This window comes from Streptomyces sp. 184, assembly GCF_045781775.1.
In the GTDB taxonomy this organism is placed as follows: domain Bacteria; phylum Actinomycetota; class Actinomycetes; order Streptomycetales; family Streptomycetaceae; genus Streptomyces.
This window is the reverse complement of record NZ_CP123230.1, coordinates 6,169,296-6,183,724: the sequence shown is the minus strand read 5'-3', so window position 1 is coordinate 6,183,724 and position 14,429 is coordinate 6,169,296. Positions and strand designations below refer to the sequence as shown.

The 14,429-nt window shown below is 72.4% G+C and carries 14 protein-coding genes; 4 read left to right on the top strand and 10 right to left on the bottom strand.

Annotated elements, in window-relative coordinates; translation table 11 throughout:
- Nucleotides 1–480: 480 nt before the first annotated feature.
- The gene (locus QBL21_RS26320) at nucleotides 481–1,365 is read left to right on the top strand and encodes a streptomycin biosynthesis protein (RefSeq protein ID WP_407564706.1); all 885 of its coding nucleotides are present in this window, start codon (nucleotides 481–483) and stop codon (nucleotides 1,363–1,365) included.
- Between the two features lie 228 nt (nucleotides 1,366–1,593).
- Here the strand turns inward: QBL21_RS26320 and QBL21_RS26315 are convergent, their stop codons facing one another.
- From QBL21_RS26315 to QBL21_RS26300, 4 genes are all read right to left on the bottom strand, one after another.
- Nucleotides 1,594–2,418 carry a BTAD domain-containing putative transcriptional regulator gene (locus QBL21_RS26315; protein WP_407564705.1) on the bottom strand — a complete coding sequence of 275 codons (825 nt, stop codon included), beginning with the start codon at nucleotides 2,416–2,418 and terminating at the stop codon, nucleotides 1,594–1,596.
- Nucleotides 2,419–2,826: 408 nt separating this feature from the next.
- Nucleotides 2,827–4,602: an FAD-dependent monooxygenase gene (locus QBL21_RS26310; protein WP_407564704.1), complete on the bottom strand. Its 1,776-nt coding sequence runs from the start codon at nucleotides 4,600–4,602 to the stop codon at nucleotides 2,827–2,829.
- A 41-nt stretch (nucleotides 4,603–4,643) separates the two neighbouring features.
- Nucleotides 4,644–5,489, bottom strand: a complete 846-nt coding sequence (locus tag QBL21_RS26305; RefSeq protein ID WP_407564703.1) for a gamma-glutamyl-gamma-aminobutyrate hydrolase family protein — start codon at nucleotides 5,487–5,489, stop codon at nucleotides 4,644–4,646.
- A gap of 5 nt (nucleotides 5,490–5,494) precedes the next feature.
- Complete coding sequence (locus QBL21_RS26300) at nucleotides 5,495–5,815, bottom strand: non-heme iron oxygenase ferredoxin subunit (RefSeq protein ID WP_407564702.1); 321 nt, start codon at nucleotides 5,813–5,815, stop codon at nucleotides 5,495–5,497.
- A gap of 250 nt (nucleotides 5,816–6,065) precedes the next feature.
- On the opposite strand from QBL21_RS26300, the gene hemG reads away from it, so the two are divergent.
- Entirely contained in the window at nucleotides 6,066–7,523 is a 1,458-nt protein-coding gene (hemG, locus tag QBL21_RS26295) for a protoporphyrinogen oxidase (protein ID WP_407564701.1), read from the top strand.
- Between the two features lie 82 nt (nucleotides 7,524–7,605).
- Nucleotides 7,606–8,220, top strand: a complete 615-nt coding sequence (locus tag QBL21_RS26290) for a disulfide bond formation protein DsbA (protein ID WP_407564700.1) — start codon at nucleotides 7,606–7,608, stop codon at nucleotides 8,218–8,220.
- Here QBL21_RS26290 and QBL21_RS26285 read toward each other — a convergent pair.
- Nucleotides 8,217–9,620 carry a carotenoid oxygenase family protein gene (locus QBL21_RS26285; RefSeq protein ID WP_407564699.1) on the bottom strand — a complete coding sequence of 468 codons (1,404 nt, stop codon included), beginning with the start codon at nucleotides 9,618–9,620 and terminating at the stop codon, nucleotides 8,217–8,219. The genes QBL21_RS26290 and QBL21_RS26285 overlap by 4 nt on opposite strands.
- A 111-nt stretch (nucleotides 9,621–9,731) precedes the next feature.
- On the opposite strand from QBL21_RS26285, the gene QBL21_RS26280 reads away from it, so the two are divergent.
- A complete protein-coding gene (locus QBL21_RS26280) occupies nucleotides 9,732–10,298 on the top strand; it encodes a PadR family transcriptional regulator (RefSeq protein WP_407564698.1) in 567 nt (188 codons plus the stop codon).
- 61 nt (nucleotides 10,299–10,359) lie between these two features.
- Here the strand turns inward: QBL21_RS26280 and QBL21_RS26275 are convergent, their stop codons facing one another.
- The 5 genes from QBL21_RS26275 to QBL21_RS26255 all read right to left on the bottom strand — a co-directional run bounded on the left by QBL21_RS26275 (nucleotide 10,360) and on the right by QBL21_RS26255 (nucleotide 14,216).
- Nucleotides 10,360–10,848: a hypothetical protein gene (locus QBL21_RS26275; protein ID WP_407564697.1), complete on the bottom strand. Its 489-nt coding sequence runs from the start codon at nucleotides 10,846–10,848 to the stop codon at nucleotides 10,360–10,362.
- 46 nt (nucleotides 10,849–10,894) lie between these two features.
- Nucleotides 10,895–11,815: a hypothetical protein gene (locus QBL21_RS26270; RefSeq protein WP_407564696.1), complete on the bottom strand. Its 921-nt coding sequence runs from the start codon at nucleotides 11,813–11,815 to the stop codon at nucleotides 10,895–10,897.
- 81 nt (nucleotides 11,816–11,896) lie between these two features.
- Nucleotides 11,897–12,898 carry an ArsR/SmtB family transcription factor gene (locus QBL21_RS26265; RefSeq protein ID WP_407564695.1) on the bottom strand — a complete coding sequence of 334 codons (1,002 nt, stop codon included), beginning with the start codon at nucleotides 12,896–12,898 and terminating at the stop codon, nucleotides 11,897–11,899.
- 224 nt (nucleotides 12,899–13,122) lie between these two features.
- A complete protein-coding gene (locus QBL21_RS26260; protein ID WP_407564694.1) occupies nucleotides 13,123–13,344 on the bottom strand; it encodes a DUF397 domain-containing protein in 222 nt (73 codons plus the stop codon).
- A complete protein-coding gene (locus QBL21_RS26255) occupies nucleotides 13,341–14,216 on the bottom strand; it encodes a helix-turn-helix domain-containing protein (RefSeq protein ID WP_407564693.1) in 876 nt (291 codons plus the stop codon). The genes QBL21_RS26260 and QBL21_RS26255 overlap by 4 nt, the downstream gene beginning before the upstream one ends.
- Between the last annotated feature and the right edge of the window lie 213 nt (nucleotides 14,217–14,429).

Genomic DNA, 14,429 nt, shown 5'->3' with positions numbered 1-14,429 from the left:
ACTTTCCCTGTGTCATGCTGGTCAGAGCCGCCGCCCACGGCTTCCGTATCCGAACCGTCGAATCATGGCGGGATGGCAAGGGCTTGCTAGGAGAGGGGCGGGGCTCATGGTAGCTTTATTGGCCATCGTGTACTTCCGTCCCGGGGGAGGAGAAGTGACATGATGCCCGATAAGTGATTCCGACTGTCCAGCAGTTCACCCACACACCCGCCCCTGCCTTCTTCGGCGGGCTGTCGGCATGTGGTGTTCACCCGTGTGAACGGCGCCCTGTTTTCTCGTGCTTGCGGGACTTCCCTCCTCCACCGGTTCCGTACGTCCAGCCTACGACTGCGTTCTGCGACAGAAAGAGGCGACCTGATGATCGACACGACCGGAGGGGCCACCGCCAGGGCCGCACTACCCCGAGAAAGGAGCCACCGCCCCGGCATCCAGGACCGATCGCTTGAACTCCCGGACGCAAAGGTCCGGATCCCCATCGAGATGCTGCGAGACGCCGACTCACCCCGCCTGGCCGGTATCGACGAGGGCCATGTCCGCACCATGGCCGCCACCGATGCCGCGCTGCCCCCGATCGTCGTGCACCGCGCCACCATGAAGGTCATCGACGGCATGCACCGGCTGCACGTGGCGCGTCTGAACAACGAGGACAGCGTCGAGATCCGCTACTTCGACGGCACCGAGTGGGAAGCCTTCCTGCTGGCCGTCGAGCTGAACATGAGACACGGTCTGCCCCTGACGCTCGCCGATCGCAAACAGTCGGCCATGCGGATACTCCAGGGCTATCCCGAGTGGTCGGACCGGGCCATCGGGGTCAGGACCGGGCTCTCCGGCAAGACGGTCGGCGCGCTGCGCCGCCGGTACGCGGAGCACATCGCCCAGGCCCCCGTACGGGTCGGCCGCGACGGCCGGGTCCGCCGGCTGACCCCCGGCCGGGGCCGGCAGCGGACCGCGGGGATGTACCCCGGCGAGCTGGAGCGCCCGAAGGAAGTGAACAGACCGGCCGCCCTCACCGTCGCCTCCGCCCGGGACTCCAGAAGGGCCCCGACCACATGGCAGCAGCCCCCGCAGGCCGCCGGGGAGACCCCCGGCGAGGAGAAGCGGGGCCTGTGCCCGCTGGGCCCCGCCGTCGACCCGGTCAAGCAACTGGAGTCGCTGAAGCGGGATCCGGCGCTGAAGTACAGCAACGACGGCCGGGAGATGATCCGCTGGCTGGAGGCGCGCATCATCCGCAAGACCGACCCCGGGCTGGTGCTGCGGGCGCCGGCCCACCAGGCGAAGAAGATCGCCGACATGGCGCGCGCCTGTGCGGCGCAGTGGACCCGTATCGCGATGCGGATGGACCTGCTGAGCGACGAGACGTCCTGACCCCGCCGCGCTTGCAGAATCGCTTCCCCCGACGTCCGGCCGCGTGTACAACTGCGGAGTTTCTTCAGTCGATGCGCAGGGGACCGGGGGGACGCGAGTGGCTTCCCGCGTGCCGTGGGACAAGAGGAGCGGCCCGTACCGCGGGAAAGACCGCATGAAGTAAGGCCCGGAAGCCGTGGCTTCCGGGCCTTACCGCTGCCGGGCGGGGGCCCCTGACGCCCCCGCCCCTCAGCTCGCGTACCGGTCGAAGGTCGACGACCGCCGGGGCCCCGCCGCCACGTCGAGCTGCGGGTCGACGGCCAGGATCGCCTGGTGCAGCCGCTGCAACTGCGGCGACGGGTCCACGCCCAGATCCTCGATCAGCCGCATCCGCAGCCGCCGGTACACATCCAGCGCCGTCGCCTGCCGGCCGGAGCGGTAGAGCGCGACCATCGCCTGCGAGTGCAGGCCCTCGTGCTCGGGATGGCGCGCGATCAGATCGGTCAGCTCCGCGATGCACTCGCTGTGCCGGCCGAGCCGCAGCTCCATGTCGATCCGCCGCTCGATGGTGACCAGCCGGCTCTCCTCCAGCCGCGCCGCCTCTATCTCCAGCACCGGGCCCACCCGCACGTCCACCAGCGCGGGCCCGTCCCACAGGTCGAGCGCCCGGCGGAAGAGCGTGGCGGCCAGGCGGTCGTCGCCCTCCACGTCGAAGGCCCGCAGCCCCGCCGTCACCAGGTGCTCGTAGGTGTGCACGTCCACCTCCTCCGGCGGGATCTGGAGCAGGTAGCCGCCGTACCGGGTGACGAGCACGTCCTTGGCGCTGCCCGGCCCGTCCGCGCCCATCGCGGCACTCAGCCGGCGGCGCAACTGGAGGATGTACGTCTGGAGCGTGGTCAGTGCGCTGGCGGGCAGGTCGGTCCCCCAGATCTCCTCCATGAGCGTGGAAACCGGAACCACCCGGCCGGGATAGAGCGCCAATAACGCGAGTATCTGACGAGGCTTACTCGCCGTCGGGACGACTTCCACCCCGTTGACAGCGGCCCGAAGCGGGCCAAGGACCTTTGCCCTCACAGATTCTCCCCCAATCCACCGGTCGCACGACGACGCACCGGAACGGAATCCGAACCGGGGTGCGCGCCGAAAACGGCGCGCCCCTCGGCCTTCCTGTGAACCGAACCGGCGTGAACGTTAGTCAATGGTCGGGCCCGGCTCCACGGACACTCCAGCGCTGCTCCGGCGCCTCTCCGACGCCGCGCTTCTCCAAGTCCACCCATACCGCGTGGACCAGCGAGATTGTCTCGGCGTCCCGGCGGAAGAGGCAAGTGCGTCGGCGACCTGACCTCAGCACATATCCGCGCGTAGACTCCTCCGGACCGAAGGCGTCATCCAGGTATACGCGTGTGACAGCGTATTCCAGTGGTGGCAGTGTGCATGCCGTGGTGTCGGTGTTTCCGTTGGGGGTTCATGAGAAAGCGGGCGTCAGAGTGAATGAATTTCCGAGCCGGCCTTCTGGTCCAGGATCCGGGACAGCGCATTCGCCAGCGCCTCGGCGGGATTCCCTGCGGCGTCCGCACTGCGCCACGCCACGTGGTTGTCGGGGCGCACCAGCACCGCGCCCCCGTCGCCGATCCCGCGGTACGCCGCCCAACGCCCGTCCGCGTCGGCGTACTCGGCGCCGTCGCCGATCCGGGCCGTGGCGATCGGCACCGAGAACTTCTCGGCCACCTCCGCCGCCGCGTCGCACCACGGCTGCCCCGCCGGCCCGGCGAGGAGCACGAAACCCGTGGTGGCGCCGATCAGATCGTGCGTCGACAGCCGCTTGCCGTCCCGGCGGAGCCAGGCGTGCGGCAGCAGGTGCCCGGGGCGCGTGGTGGGAACGTACACGTCGCGCAGGGGCGCGCGCTCCGGCGCCTCGGTCCCGTCCGGGACGAGCGCCCCGTCCTCGTACGCGAAGCCCATCTCCAGGTCGTGCGCGTGGCAGGCCGCCCGGTGGGTGTCGAGGACCTCCTTGGCGCGCTCGCGTACGACGGCGCGCAGGGGCGAGCCGTCGAAGAACGCCGCGAACGTGCGCTCCCGGCGTGCCGCGGGGGCGTGCGGGCCGAGGCCGAGGCCGTCGAGCATCATCTGGTGGTGCAGCGCCGCGGACACCGCCCAGTCGACGTTGTGCCGGCACACCGGGCGGCGCTCCGCCTCGTAGCTGTCCAGCAGGCTGTCGTCGGCGCGCCCGGAGAGCACCGCGGCGAGCTTCCAGGCGAGGTTGTGCGCGTCCTGGATGCCCGAGTTGAGGCCGAGGCCGACCGTGGGCGGCTGGCGGTGCGCGGAGTCGCCGGCGAGCAGCACGCGGCCGACCCGGTAGCGCTCGGCGAGCAGCGCCTCCACGGTCCAGTTCGTCACGTGGTGCAGCGTCACTTCGAGCTGCGGCAGGCCGAGGAGTTCGCGGATGCGGGGGACGATGACGTCCTCGTCGAGGCTGTCGCTGGGCGGGAAGTGCAGCACCCACTCCTCGCAGTGCCGGCCCCACGTCGGCCCCATCTCGATGAGGTTGCTCGACAGGCCGGCGTCGTAGGCGTTGAGGAAGTGGGTGAGCAGCGTGCCCTCCTGCCACCACGGCGACAGGTCGGCGGAGAAGTACGCGGTGGTGACGTCGAGCAGCCCGTGCACGCCCTGCATCTCCACGCCGAGCGCCTGGCCGACCGTACGGCCGCCGTCGGCGCCCAGGAGGTACTGCGCGGTGACCGTCGTGGTCTCGCCGGTCGCGCGGTCGCGTACCTCCGCGGTGACGCGGTCGCCGTGGTCGGTGAACCCGGTCATCTCGTGGCCGAACAGGATCCGCCCCGGGTTCTGCTCCTCGGCGTAGCGGCGCAGGATCGGCTCCAGCCGCACCTGCGGCAGCTTGACCGGCAGCACCGGACCCGCCTCGGCGTACCGCTCGCGCAGCGAGCCGCCGCCGAACGCGTCCAGCTCGTGGATGAGCTGCCCGTCCCGCTCGCGGTCGCCGCCGAGCGAGGTCAGCCAGCGCAGCGCGCCGAACTTCTCCAGCGGCGCGCCCTGTTCGGTCATCGGCCCGTCGAGGCCGTGCTGGCGGAAGATCGCCATCGTGCGCTGGTTGAGGTAGTGCGCCTTGGGCACGTTGGCGGTGTCCGCGTGCCGCTCCACCAGCAGGTGGCCGACACCGTGGTCGGACAGGAAGTTGGACGCGGACAGGCCGCAGCCACCGCCGCCCACGATCAGAACAGGAACCTCGACTGCTCCCACTTTTCGTCCTTCCGGAAGGTGACGGCCCGGGGCGGGCGGCGTCAGGTGATGTTCGTGGCAGTGCTGCGGGACATGTGTGCCGCAGGGGGTGTGTGCGCCGCCCGGGAGGCGTGCGTCGTACGGGACGAGCGCGCCGCGGCGTCGGCGAGGGCCCGGTGCAGCCGCTCGTCGTCGGTCTGGCCGGCCTCCCACTGCACGCCGAGCGCGAAGGGGTGGTCGACGGCCTCGATCGCCTCGACGACCCCGTCCGCCGTCCGGGCGGTGGCGACGAGTCCGGCGCCGAGCCGGTCGACCGCCTGGTGGTGGCGGCAGGCGGACTCCGCCCCGCCGTCGGCGAGCACGTCGGCGATCCGGCTGCCGGGCGTGACGTCCAGCCGGTGCCGGCCCAGGGTGTACGTCTCGGTCGCCGGGCTGTGCCGGTCGTCGCCGGTGACCTCGGGCAGGTGCTGGTGCAGCGTGCCGCCGCGCAGCACGTTGAGCAACTGCATGCCGCGGCAGATGGCGAGGACGGGCAGCCCGGTCGCCAGCGCCGCCTGCGTCAGCGCCAGTTCCGCGCGGTCCAGGTGCGGGTCGCCGCCGCGGGTCAGCGGGTGGCGTTCGGCCCCGTACAGGCCCGGGTCCAGGTCGGGGCCGCCGGGGATCAGCAGCCCGTCGAGCGGGAGCGGCAGGTCCGGGCCGCCGGGCAGCAGCGGCAGCACCACGGGGGTGCAGCCGGCGGCGGCGAGGAAGTCCACGTGCCGCTGGAGCGTCAGGGCCACGGTCATGCCGACGCCCTGGAGCGTCACCGGCGCCGTCCGCGCGGCGATGCCGACCACCGGCCGGCGCCCGGCGCTCGGTGCTGCGGGCTGTGGGGGCGCGGCGGGCGATCCGTTCGGCGCGGTGTCCACGGCCCTCACCGGTCCTCGGCGTCGAGGGCGACGTACACCTGGTCGTCCTCGACCTTGATCTCGTAGGTGGGGATCGGCTTCGTCGCCGGCGGGTTGGTGGGCTCGCCGGTGCGCAGGTCGAAGCACGAGCCGTGCAGCCAGCACTCGACCGTGGTGTCGTAGACCTCGCCCTCGGAGAGGGAGACCTCGGCGTGGGAGCAGATGTCGCCGATGGCGTACACCCCGCCGCCGCTGCGGACGACCGCGACGGGGGTCCCGTCGATCTCCACCGCGAGCGCGCCGTCGGCCGGGATCTTGTCCAGCGGACAGACCTTCACGAAACGCATCTGTTCGACTCCTCCTCGGCTTCCGGCGGATCCGCATGCACAACGGCCGCGCGGCACCCGGGGGCGGGACGCCGGCCACCGCCACCTTGGGCCGCGGCTCTCAAGCATCGGCGGGAGGAGGGACGAAGTTCGCTGGAGCGTACGGACCGGGGCGGGCCGGGCGGCCCCGGGTCCACTCCCGCTCGACCGGGACTCCCGGCGGGCCCTCCCAGACTGGGGCGACACCGTTATCCACGAGGGAGCAGGCGGAATGGCGGACAAGGGAACGGACCAGACGACCGACGCGCCGCATGTGGTCGTCGTCGGAGGCGGCATCGCCGGGCTGGCGGCGGCGTTCTTCCTGCGCGACGAGCCGGTACGGGTGACGGTCCTGGAGGCGTCGCCCCGGCTCGGCGGGCAGTTGGCGGTCTCCGAGGTCGGCGGCGTGACCGTCGACGTGGGCGCGGACTCCACGTACGCCCGGCGGCCCAAGACCGCCAGGCTGCTCAAGGCGGCCGGGCTCGGCGAGCAGGTCGTCTCCGCGAGCACCACCGCGACCGCGATCTGGACCCGCGGCGACCTCAGGGCGCTGCCCGGCCGCCAGTTCATGGGCGTGCCCGCCGACATGGACGAGCTGGCGAAGTCCGGCATGCTCTCCGACGAGGGCGTGGCGCGGGCCCGCGAGGACCTCCGGCTCCCGCGGTTCGACCGCAACGGCGACGTGTCCGTCGCCGACTTCGTCGGCGGCCGGCTGGGCCGGGAGGTCGTGGACCGCCTGGTCGAACCGTTCCTCGCCGACGCCTACTTCGGCCGCGCCGACGAGCTGTCCTTCGAGGCCACGCTGACGCCGCTGGTCTCCGCGACGCGCCGGCACGCCTCGCTCGCGGAGGCCGCCGGCGCGCTGCTCCCGGAGCCAGCCCCCGAGGGGCAGGAGCCGCCGACGGGCATCTCCACGCTGCTCGACGGGCTCGGCACGCTGCCCGGGGTGCTGGCGGACGCGATCCGCGCGTCCTCGCCGCGGGCCGCGCTGCGCACGGGCACCGCCGCGACGGCGCTGGAGCCGTCCGGCCGGGGCTGGCGGGTCACCGCCTCCGGTGCCTCCGGCCCCGAACGGATCGACGCGGACGCCGTGGTCGTCGCCGTACCCGCGGGGCCCGCGGCCCGGCTGCTGGCCGGCCCCGCGGGGGCGCACGGGGCGGCGGCGGGGCTCGCCGAGATCCCGTACGCCGGCACGGTCATCATCACGCTGGCCTACCCCCGCGAGGCGCTCGCCCGGCTGCGCAAGCTCGGCTACAGCGGCTACCGGGTGCCGGCGGTGGACGGCCGGAAGGTCCGCGCGGTCACGTTCTCGACCGCGAAGTGGGCGCACCTGGCCGGCGAGGTCGACATCGTACGGTGCCAGGCCGGCGGCAGCGGCGAGGACGAACTGCTCCGGCGCGACGACGCGGACCTCGTGGACCTGGCGGCGGCGGAGTTCGCCGCGGCCGGCGGGGCGGCGGGCGGACCGATCGCCTCGCAGGTCGACCGCTGGGAGGCCGCCGTGCCCCAGTACACCGTCGGCCACCTGGACCGGATCGCCCGCATCCGCGCCGCCGTCGAGACCCGCCCCGGCCTCGCGGTCTGCGGCGCGGCGTACGACGGCGTCGGCGTCGGCCAGTGCGTGGCCAGCGCCCAGAAGGCGGCGGACCAGGTGCTGGCCGCCCTGCGGAAGGCGGCGGACCGCCCGTAGGCGGTGCGCGTACGAGACGTACGCGGGCCGCGCCCGGGGGAGCGCCGCCCGCTTCGGTGAACAACGGCACGGGAGGCTGGAGTTGTCCGAGGGAACCCCGACCGAGACCGACTTCTGGTTCGACCCCGTCTGTCCATGGGCGTGGATCGCGTCCAGATGGATGCACGAAGTGGAGCGGCAGCGCCCGGTCGTCACCCGCTGGCACGTGATGAGCCTCGCCGTCCTGAACGAGGGCCGCGAACTGCCGCGGAAGTACCGCGAGGTGATCGACGACGCCTGGGGCCCGGTACGGGTCTGCATCGCCGCCGAGCAGAAGTACGGCCCCGAGATCCTGGGCCGCCTCTACACCGAACTGGGCATCCGCTTCCACCACGAGAAGGCCCCCCGCGACCGCGCCACGGTCGCCGCCGCGCTGGTCGCGGCGGGCCTGGACGCCGACCTGGCGGACGCGATGGACTCCACCGCCCACGACGCGGCCCTGCGCGCCTCCCACCGCGACGGCATGGACCGCGTCGGCTACGACGTCGGCACCCCCGTGATCGCCGTGGGCGGCACGGCGTTCTTCGGCCCGGTGATCACCCCCGTCCCCCGCGGCGAGGCGGCGGCGCGCCTGTGGGACGGCGTCCTGCTGGTCACGGGCACGGACGGCTTCTACGAACTCAAACGCACCCGCGACCGCGGCCCGTCGTTCGACTAGCCCGGCAGGACGCTCGGCCGTGCGCCGATCTCGGCGTCCGAGACCCAGTTGCCGTGGAACCCGAAGGGGACCCGCCGCGGCAGGTGGACGCGCGCGAGCGGCGCGGCCGTGACGTCGGCCGCGTCGAGCACGACCAGTTCGCTGCGGTCGGTGTTGCCGTCGTGGACGACGGACAGGATCCAGCCGTCGTCCTCGGCCGCGGCCGACGGCCGCGCCACGAACGCCGGCTCCTGCGTCACCCGGCCGGCACCGAAGTGGTGCGCCGAAGCCCGGCCGGTCTCGGTGTCGAACTTGACCAGCGGACCGGGCTCGAAGCTGCCGCCGCGGTCGCGGTCGACGTCGTCGGACAGCCGCAGGCTCTCCGGGCCGACGCCGCCGAACCAGCCGTAGCGGTGGGAGCGCCCGGTCCACTCCTGGTTGATCCGGGGCCACTCGACGGCGTGGTCGGACATGATCTGCTCGGAGACGGTGCCCCGGTGCGGCGAGACGGTCCACCGGGCCAGGGAGGGCAGCCCGTCCATCGGGCCGCGGAACGAGTCGCGGAACACCGTGTCGTAGCGGACGACGTCCATGACGATCGAACCGTCCGGGGCGTCGTACGCGTTGAGGACGTGGAACACGTAGCAGCGCGGCGCCTCGAACCAGCGGAGCTGGTCGGCCGTGCCGCCGCGCGGCAGCACCCCCACCCGCGACGGGTGCGCGTCGTCCCAGCGCATCGGCAGCGCGTCGCCGGCCCGTGGAGTGCCCGCCGCCAGCCGGCCCACGGCCGCCGCCGACAGGGTCACCGGCAGGTCGAGCACCACGACCCGGGTGGCGGTCATCGCCATGTCGTGGACCATCGGCACCCCGGGGACCGGCAGTTCCGCGGTGTGCGTCGTCCGCCCGGCGGCATCCACGACGACGTAGCGCAGATGCTCGGAGCCCGGGTCGATCAGGTAGTTCACGGCGTGCATCTCGCCGGTGACCGGGTCGATCTTCGGGTGGGCGGTGAAGCCGGAGCGCAGCGCTCCGTCGGAGTCCCACGTACGCATCCGGTCCAGGTCGGGCGCGATCGCCACCGGCGCGCCGCCGCCCTCGACGAGGGCGAGCAGCCTGCCGCCCTGGGCGAGGACGTTGGTGTTGGGCGAGTCCTCCGGGGCGTCGCCGCGGACGAACCGGTTGCGGTACCACTCGGCCCGCCCCTCGCGCAGCCGGACGCCGTGCACCATGCCCCGGCCGATGAACCAGTGGTGGCCCGCGCCGGTCTCGGGCCCCACGGGATTGGGGCCGATCCGCAGGAAGCGGCCGTTCAGCTCGGGCGGGAGAGTGCCGGTCACCGGCAGGTCGGCGACGGTCAGCTCGTCGGGGACGGGCGCGAAGTTGCCCTGGAGGAAGGGGTTGTCACGGGTTGCCGTAGCCATCGGTGACTCCGATCGTCAGATTGGAACGTGCAGCCTGTACCGTTTCGATGCTCCGGCTTCGGCGTCGGGCGTGCAACGCCGAGGTTCAGACCGTCCAGACCGGGAGATGCCATGCCCACGCTTCCCGCCAGCGCCTACGTCGTGCTCGGCCTCCTCGACCAGTCCGGCCCCGCCACCCCGTACGCGCTCGACCGCGAAATCCGCCAGAGCGTCGGGTACTTCTGGGACTTCCCCCGCTCCCAGATCTACGCGGAGGCCGCCCGGCTGGTACGCCGCGGGCTCGTCACCGAGTCGCGCGAGAAGACCGGCCGCCGGCGCCGCACGCTGGCGCTGACCCAGGCCGGCCGGGACACGCTGGCCGCCTGGCTCACCGCGCCCACGGAACGCACCACGGACGTCCGCGACGAGGGCCTGCTGCGGCTCTACTTCCAGGAGGACGAGGCATCCGGCGCGGACCGGGTGCGGCGGCTGGCGGAGCAGCAACTGGACGCGCACCGCCGCGGCCTCGCCGAGTTCGAGGCGATCCTCGCGACGGCCCCGCCCCGCCCGCGGTTCGGCGCGCCGCAGGTGGCGGTGCTGGCCTTCGGCCTGCGGTTCGAGGAGCTGGCGGTGGAGTTCTGGACGGAGGTCGCGGAGCGCGGGGCGGAGGTGCTGGATCCGCGGCCGCGGGAGGGATGAGAGGGCGGCACGGCGAACGCGCCGCCCGGGCGCGGGTCCCGGGCGGCGCGGTGTTGGACGGTTACCTCCAGCGGTTGGTGCAGCTCGACCGCCAGTGGTGGGAAGTGATCCTGTTGTCCGCGCGCCGGATCATCTCGCCGTCGGGAGTGAGCAGGTCCTCGTTGTACAGGTCGCGGACGTACCGGTCGGCCCTGGCCAGGCAGCCGGTGTTGCCGCGGCGGTTCGCGTCCTGCCAGAACTGGATGTTGCTGATGCCCCCGCTGTAGGTGCCGGTGTTGAGCAGCGATGTGGCCCTGTCGTTGGCGTGGCTCTCTATCGGGCCCACGTTGTCGTTCCAGTTGTTGTCGTTGCCGGCGGCGGCGTCGAGGTACTGCGTGCAGTCCACCCCGTCGTAGATGCGCAGATAGCCGTCCTCCGCGTACTGCTGCCACAGGCTCGCGCAATCACTCGCCGCGGGCGCCACCGGTCCCGCCTCGGCACTGCCGGCGAACATCGTGCTCGCCGTCACGGTCATGACTGCACCCGCCAGGGCGGCATGGATTTTGCGCATGGCGTCGTTCCCTTTCTTTCTCCGTACTCGGTGAGAGATGGGGTCTTCACGAGGCGCGGTCGGCCCGTTCCAGGGCGGCCAGCCTCATGCTGTTGGCGGTGGCGATCTCCTCGCCGTACCGCTTGCGCACCGGGTCGCCGTACGTGCGGTCCAGGTCGGCGAGGGTGGCGGCCAGGGAGGTCTCCTGTGCGCAGGTGGCCTCCGCGACCGCGAGGCCGACCTCGACGGCGTGCGCCCGTTCGCCGCTCAGGCCCCTGGTCCGCTCCTCCGCCTCGACGCGGGCGGCATCCGGGGTCGCGTACGCGCGGCCGGTCGCCTTCCTCATGCACGCCGACCACGCCCGTACGCCCGCCGTGAAGCGCTTGTCGCGCATGAGCCGGGGCGAGTAGAGGGCGCTGAGGTTCGTGGCGACTTTCTCGGCGCGGTAGAACGCCTCCGCGTCCCCGTACAGCTTCTCCCGGGCGGCGAGTTCGCAGCCGCCGAGCATGCTGCCGACGGTGGATCCCCCAGGGAGCTTCACGGAGAGAACCGGACTGTCCGGACCGCCCGACAGCGCGTCGTTGTAGCGCTTGCGTTCGTCGGAGGTAAGGCCCTTGCGGTAGGCGACGTTACGGTCGCGCTTTTTCTGGGCGAAGAACGCCTTCTGGAGCCGGCCGCCGTAGCCGTGCTCGCGGGCCCAGGCGACGTCGTCCTGGACGAAGTCGTCGGAGAAGGCCCGTTCCGTATCGGCGCCGACTCGCGGGAAGACCCAATACCAGAAGCCCCGCCGTCCCATACACCGCCGGACGAGGCGCTGTTCGGTGTCTTCGAGGCGGGCCTGCTCGGCGCGCGTGAGTTCGCGCGCCGGACCCGCGGCCCCCGCCGGGCCGGCCTTCGATGTGCCGTCCCCCGTGCAGCCCGTCAGCAGCGCAAGCGTCGCCGCCGCGGCGGCGAGCAGGCCGGCGGTGGCGCTGGTGCGTCGTCGCATGAATCCCCCGTGACGTTCCCCCGTGTTGCGCCTCAGCCTGCCCGCGCCGGACCGCACCGGGCCACACACTCAAACGCTGCTTTAAGCGTCGGTCCGATCACCCGCCGGACTCTCCAGGAGCACGGTGCCGGGCGGCGTGAGCGTGTGCAGTACGTGCCGGCCACGGCGGATGCTCAGCAGCAGACCCGCGCGGCGCAGGACGGCGGTGTGGTAGCTCGCGGCGGCTTCGGTGACACCGAGCCGGCGGGCGAGTTCGCCGGTCGTACGGCCGGGGGCGACGTCCTCCAGGATGGCGGCCCGGGTGCGGCCCATGAGCGCGTCGAGCGCGGCGGCGGGCCCGGCGCCGCGGGACGGGAGCCAGTCGGGGGTGTGCTGGATCGGGTAGACGAGGGCCGGTGTCGCGCCGGGCGAGGCGAGCATCACCGGTCTTCGTAGACAGAAGAAGCCCGGCTGGAGCAGCAGGCCGCGGCCGTCGAGCCGCACGTTCCGTACGACGGGATAGTCGACCCGCAGCAGCGGCGGCTCCCAGCGCAGCACCGGCCGGAAGCCGGCGAAGAGCCCGGCCGTGCCGCCCCGGAGCACCGCCCGGGCGCGAACCGCGCCGTCCGCGTCCACCTGCGCGCGGATACCCGGCCAGTAGGGCGCCAGCGCCCGCCCGTGGTACGCCCGCAGCGCGGCGGCCAGCCGGCGGAGCGCCGCGGGCTCGCCCGCCGCCAGGGCGCGCACCTCGACCGGCAGCGGGCGCAGCCCGCCGCGCGAGGCGGCGAGCCGGGCCAGGTCGCGGCGGAGTACGGACCGGGGCGTACCGAGGACGGCGGCGAGGGCCCGGTCGAGGTCGGCGGGGCCGTCGAGTTCGGGGGTGAGGAAGTCGGGGGAGTAGCCGCGGGGCGGCAGCAGCGACGCCAGCAGGCGGCTGCTCGCGGGCAGCAGCGGGCGGACGCGGCCGTGCCACGCGCGCAGCGCCGGGGGGACCCGGCGGGCCATGAGGAGCTGGAAGCTGTTGGTGATCTCCCACAAGGGGTCGGGCGCGGGCGCGACGCGCACCCGCGCGAGATCGGCTGCCGTGAAGTGCACCTGCAACATGGGTCCCCCGCTGGTCGCCTGGCACGTCGGAGAGTGGCGTACCAGCGTGACCGCGTACGCGGCGGGGGTCATCGCACACGGGGAGTAACCGGCGGGCGTGCGTGGGGAGTACGCGGACGCCCCGCCGACTGCTTCACGGGGATACGCCGCGCGGGCGGGCCCGCAGAAGGGGCCGCCCAACGGGCGGCCCCTTCGGTGGTCTTCCCCGGATCCGGGAGTGTCGGCTAGGTCAGCCGATCTGCGGTGAGAGCGGTGACGAAGTCGGCGAACGCACTGCGGTCAAAGGTGAGTACGGGACCCGACGGGTTCTTCGAGTCGCGCACGCCTACGCGGTTCGCGCCGAGGTCGGCGACCTCGACGCACTCGTTGCCGTCGGGACCGCTGTAGCTGCTCTTGAACCAGCGCCCGGATGGTTCGGCAGGAAGGGGGGAGGGACGGTGAGTCATCGGGAGATCTCCTGTCGTACTGCGCCGAGCAGTCGGGCGGATGCCGACGTGTCGGCCGCCTGGGAACGAAGGTAATCGAACGTAATTCTATAAGCGGCAACGTCGTCCGGAACGTCCAAGTAGAGCCCGCGGCGCCGCATTTCGATGTACACGATGCCCATGGAGTTCTGCGGCTCGCCTTCGTCGTCTCTGCCGAGGATGACGAAGTGCCCGGCGCCTGCCGCGTGCGCACCCGTGGTGAACGGGAGCACTTGGATGTCGACGTTGGGCCGTTGCATGACCTCCTGCAAGTGCTCCAACTGCTCCCGCATCACGTCGGCGGAGCCGACCACACGATGCAGCACCGCCTCGTCCAGAACCACCCAGAGATGCATGGGGGACTCTGTGCGTTCGAGGATGGTCTGACGCTGCATCCGCGCCTCCGTCATCCGCTCTACCTCCGGATGCGCTCGTCGCACTTCGCGGGCCTCGTGAACTGCCATCGCGTAGCGGCGCGTTTGCAGCAATCCGGGAACGAAGCCATTGGCGAACACGTGCTCGTAGGTGGCTTCGTGCTCGAAGGAGACGAGGGGATCCATCCACTCCGGCACCGCCGGGTTGCCGACCCACCAGCCGTCGTCCTGTGCCTTGGCGATGGAGACGAGCGCTTCGCGTTCCTCCCTGGAGGCGCCACATGCATCGGCGATGGCGCGGACCGTGGCCCAGCGGATACGCGAGCGGTCCTGCCAGGTCTCGTAGCGGCTCACGGTGGACTTCCCGACGCCCGCTTCTTCGGCGACTTGGATCTGCGTCATCCCGTTCCGCTCGCGTAGCTGCGTCAAGCCGCGTGCGATCTGCATCCGGCCGGCCAGCCCGAGTGAGCGTGTGGTCACGCCCAACCACCTCCCAGGATCACTAACTGAGCGTACGCGCGCGCTGCCTGATTGCTCACATCTACTCCTTCGTGGGACTCCAAAAGCCATGGACTTCCAATAGCGGGGAACCCGTGCCATGCTCGGCCGAGATTACACACAGCGTCGCCATGATCACATCTTGTGATCGCGGCGGCTGGCTCAATGGAGTGCACATGGCCCATCTGGCTTGCG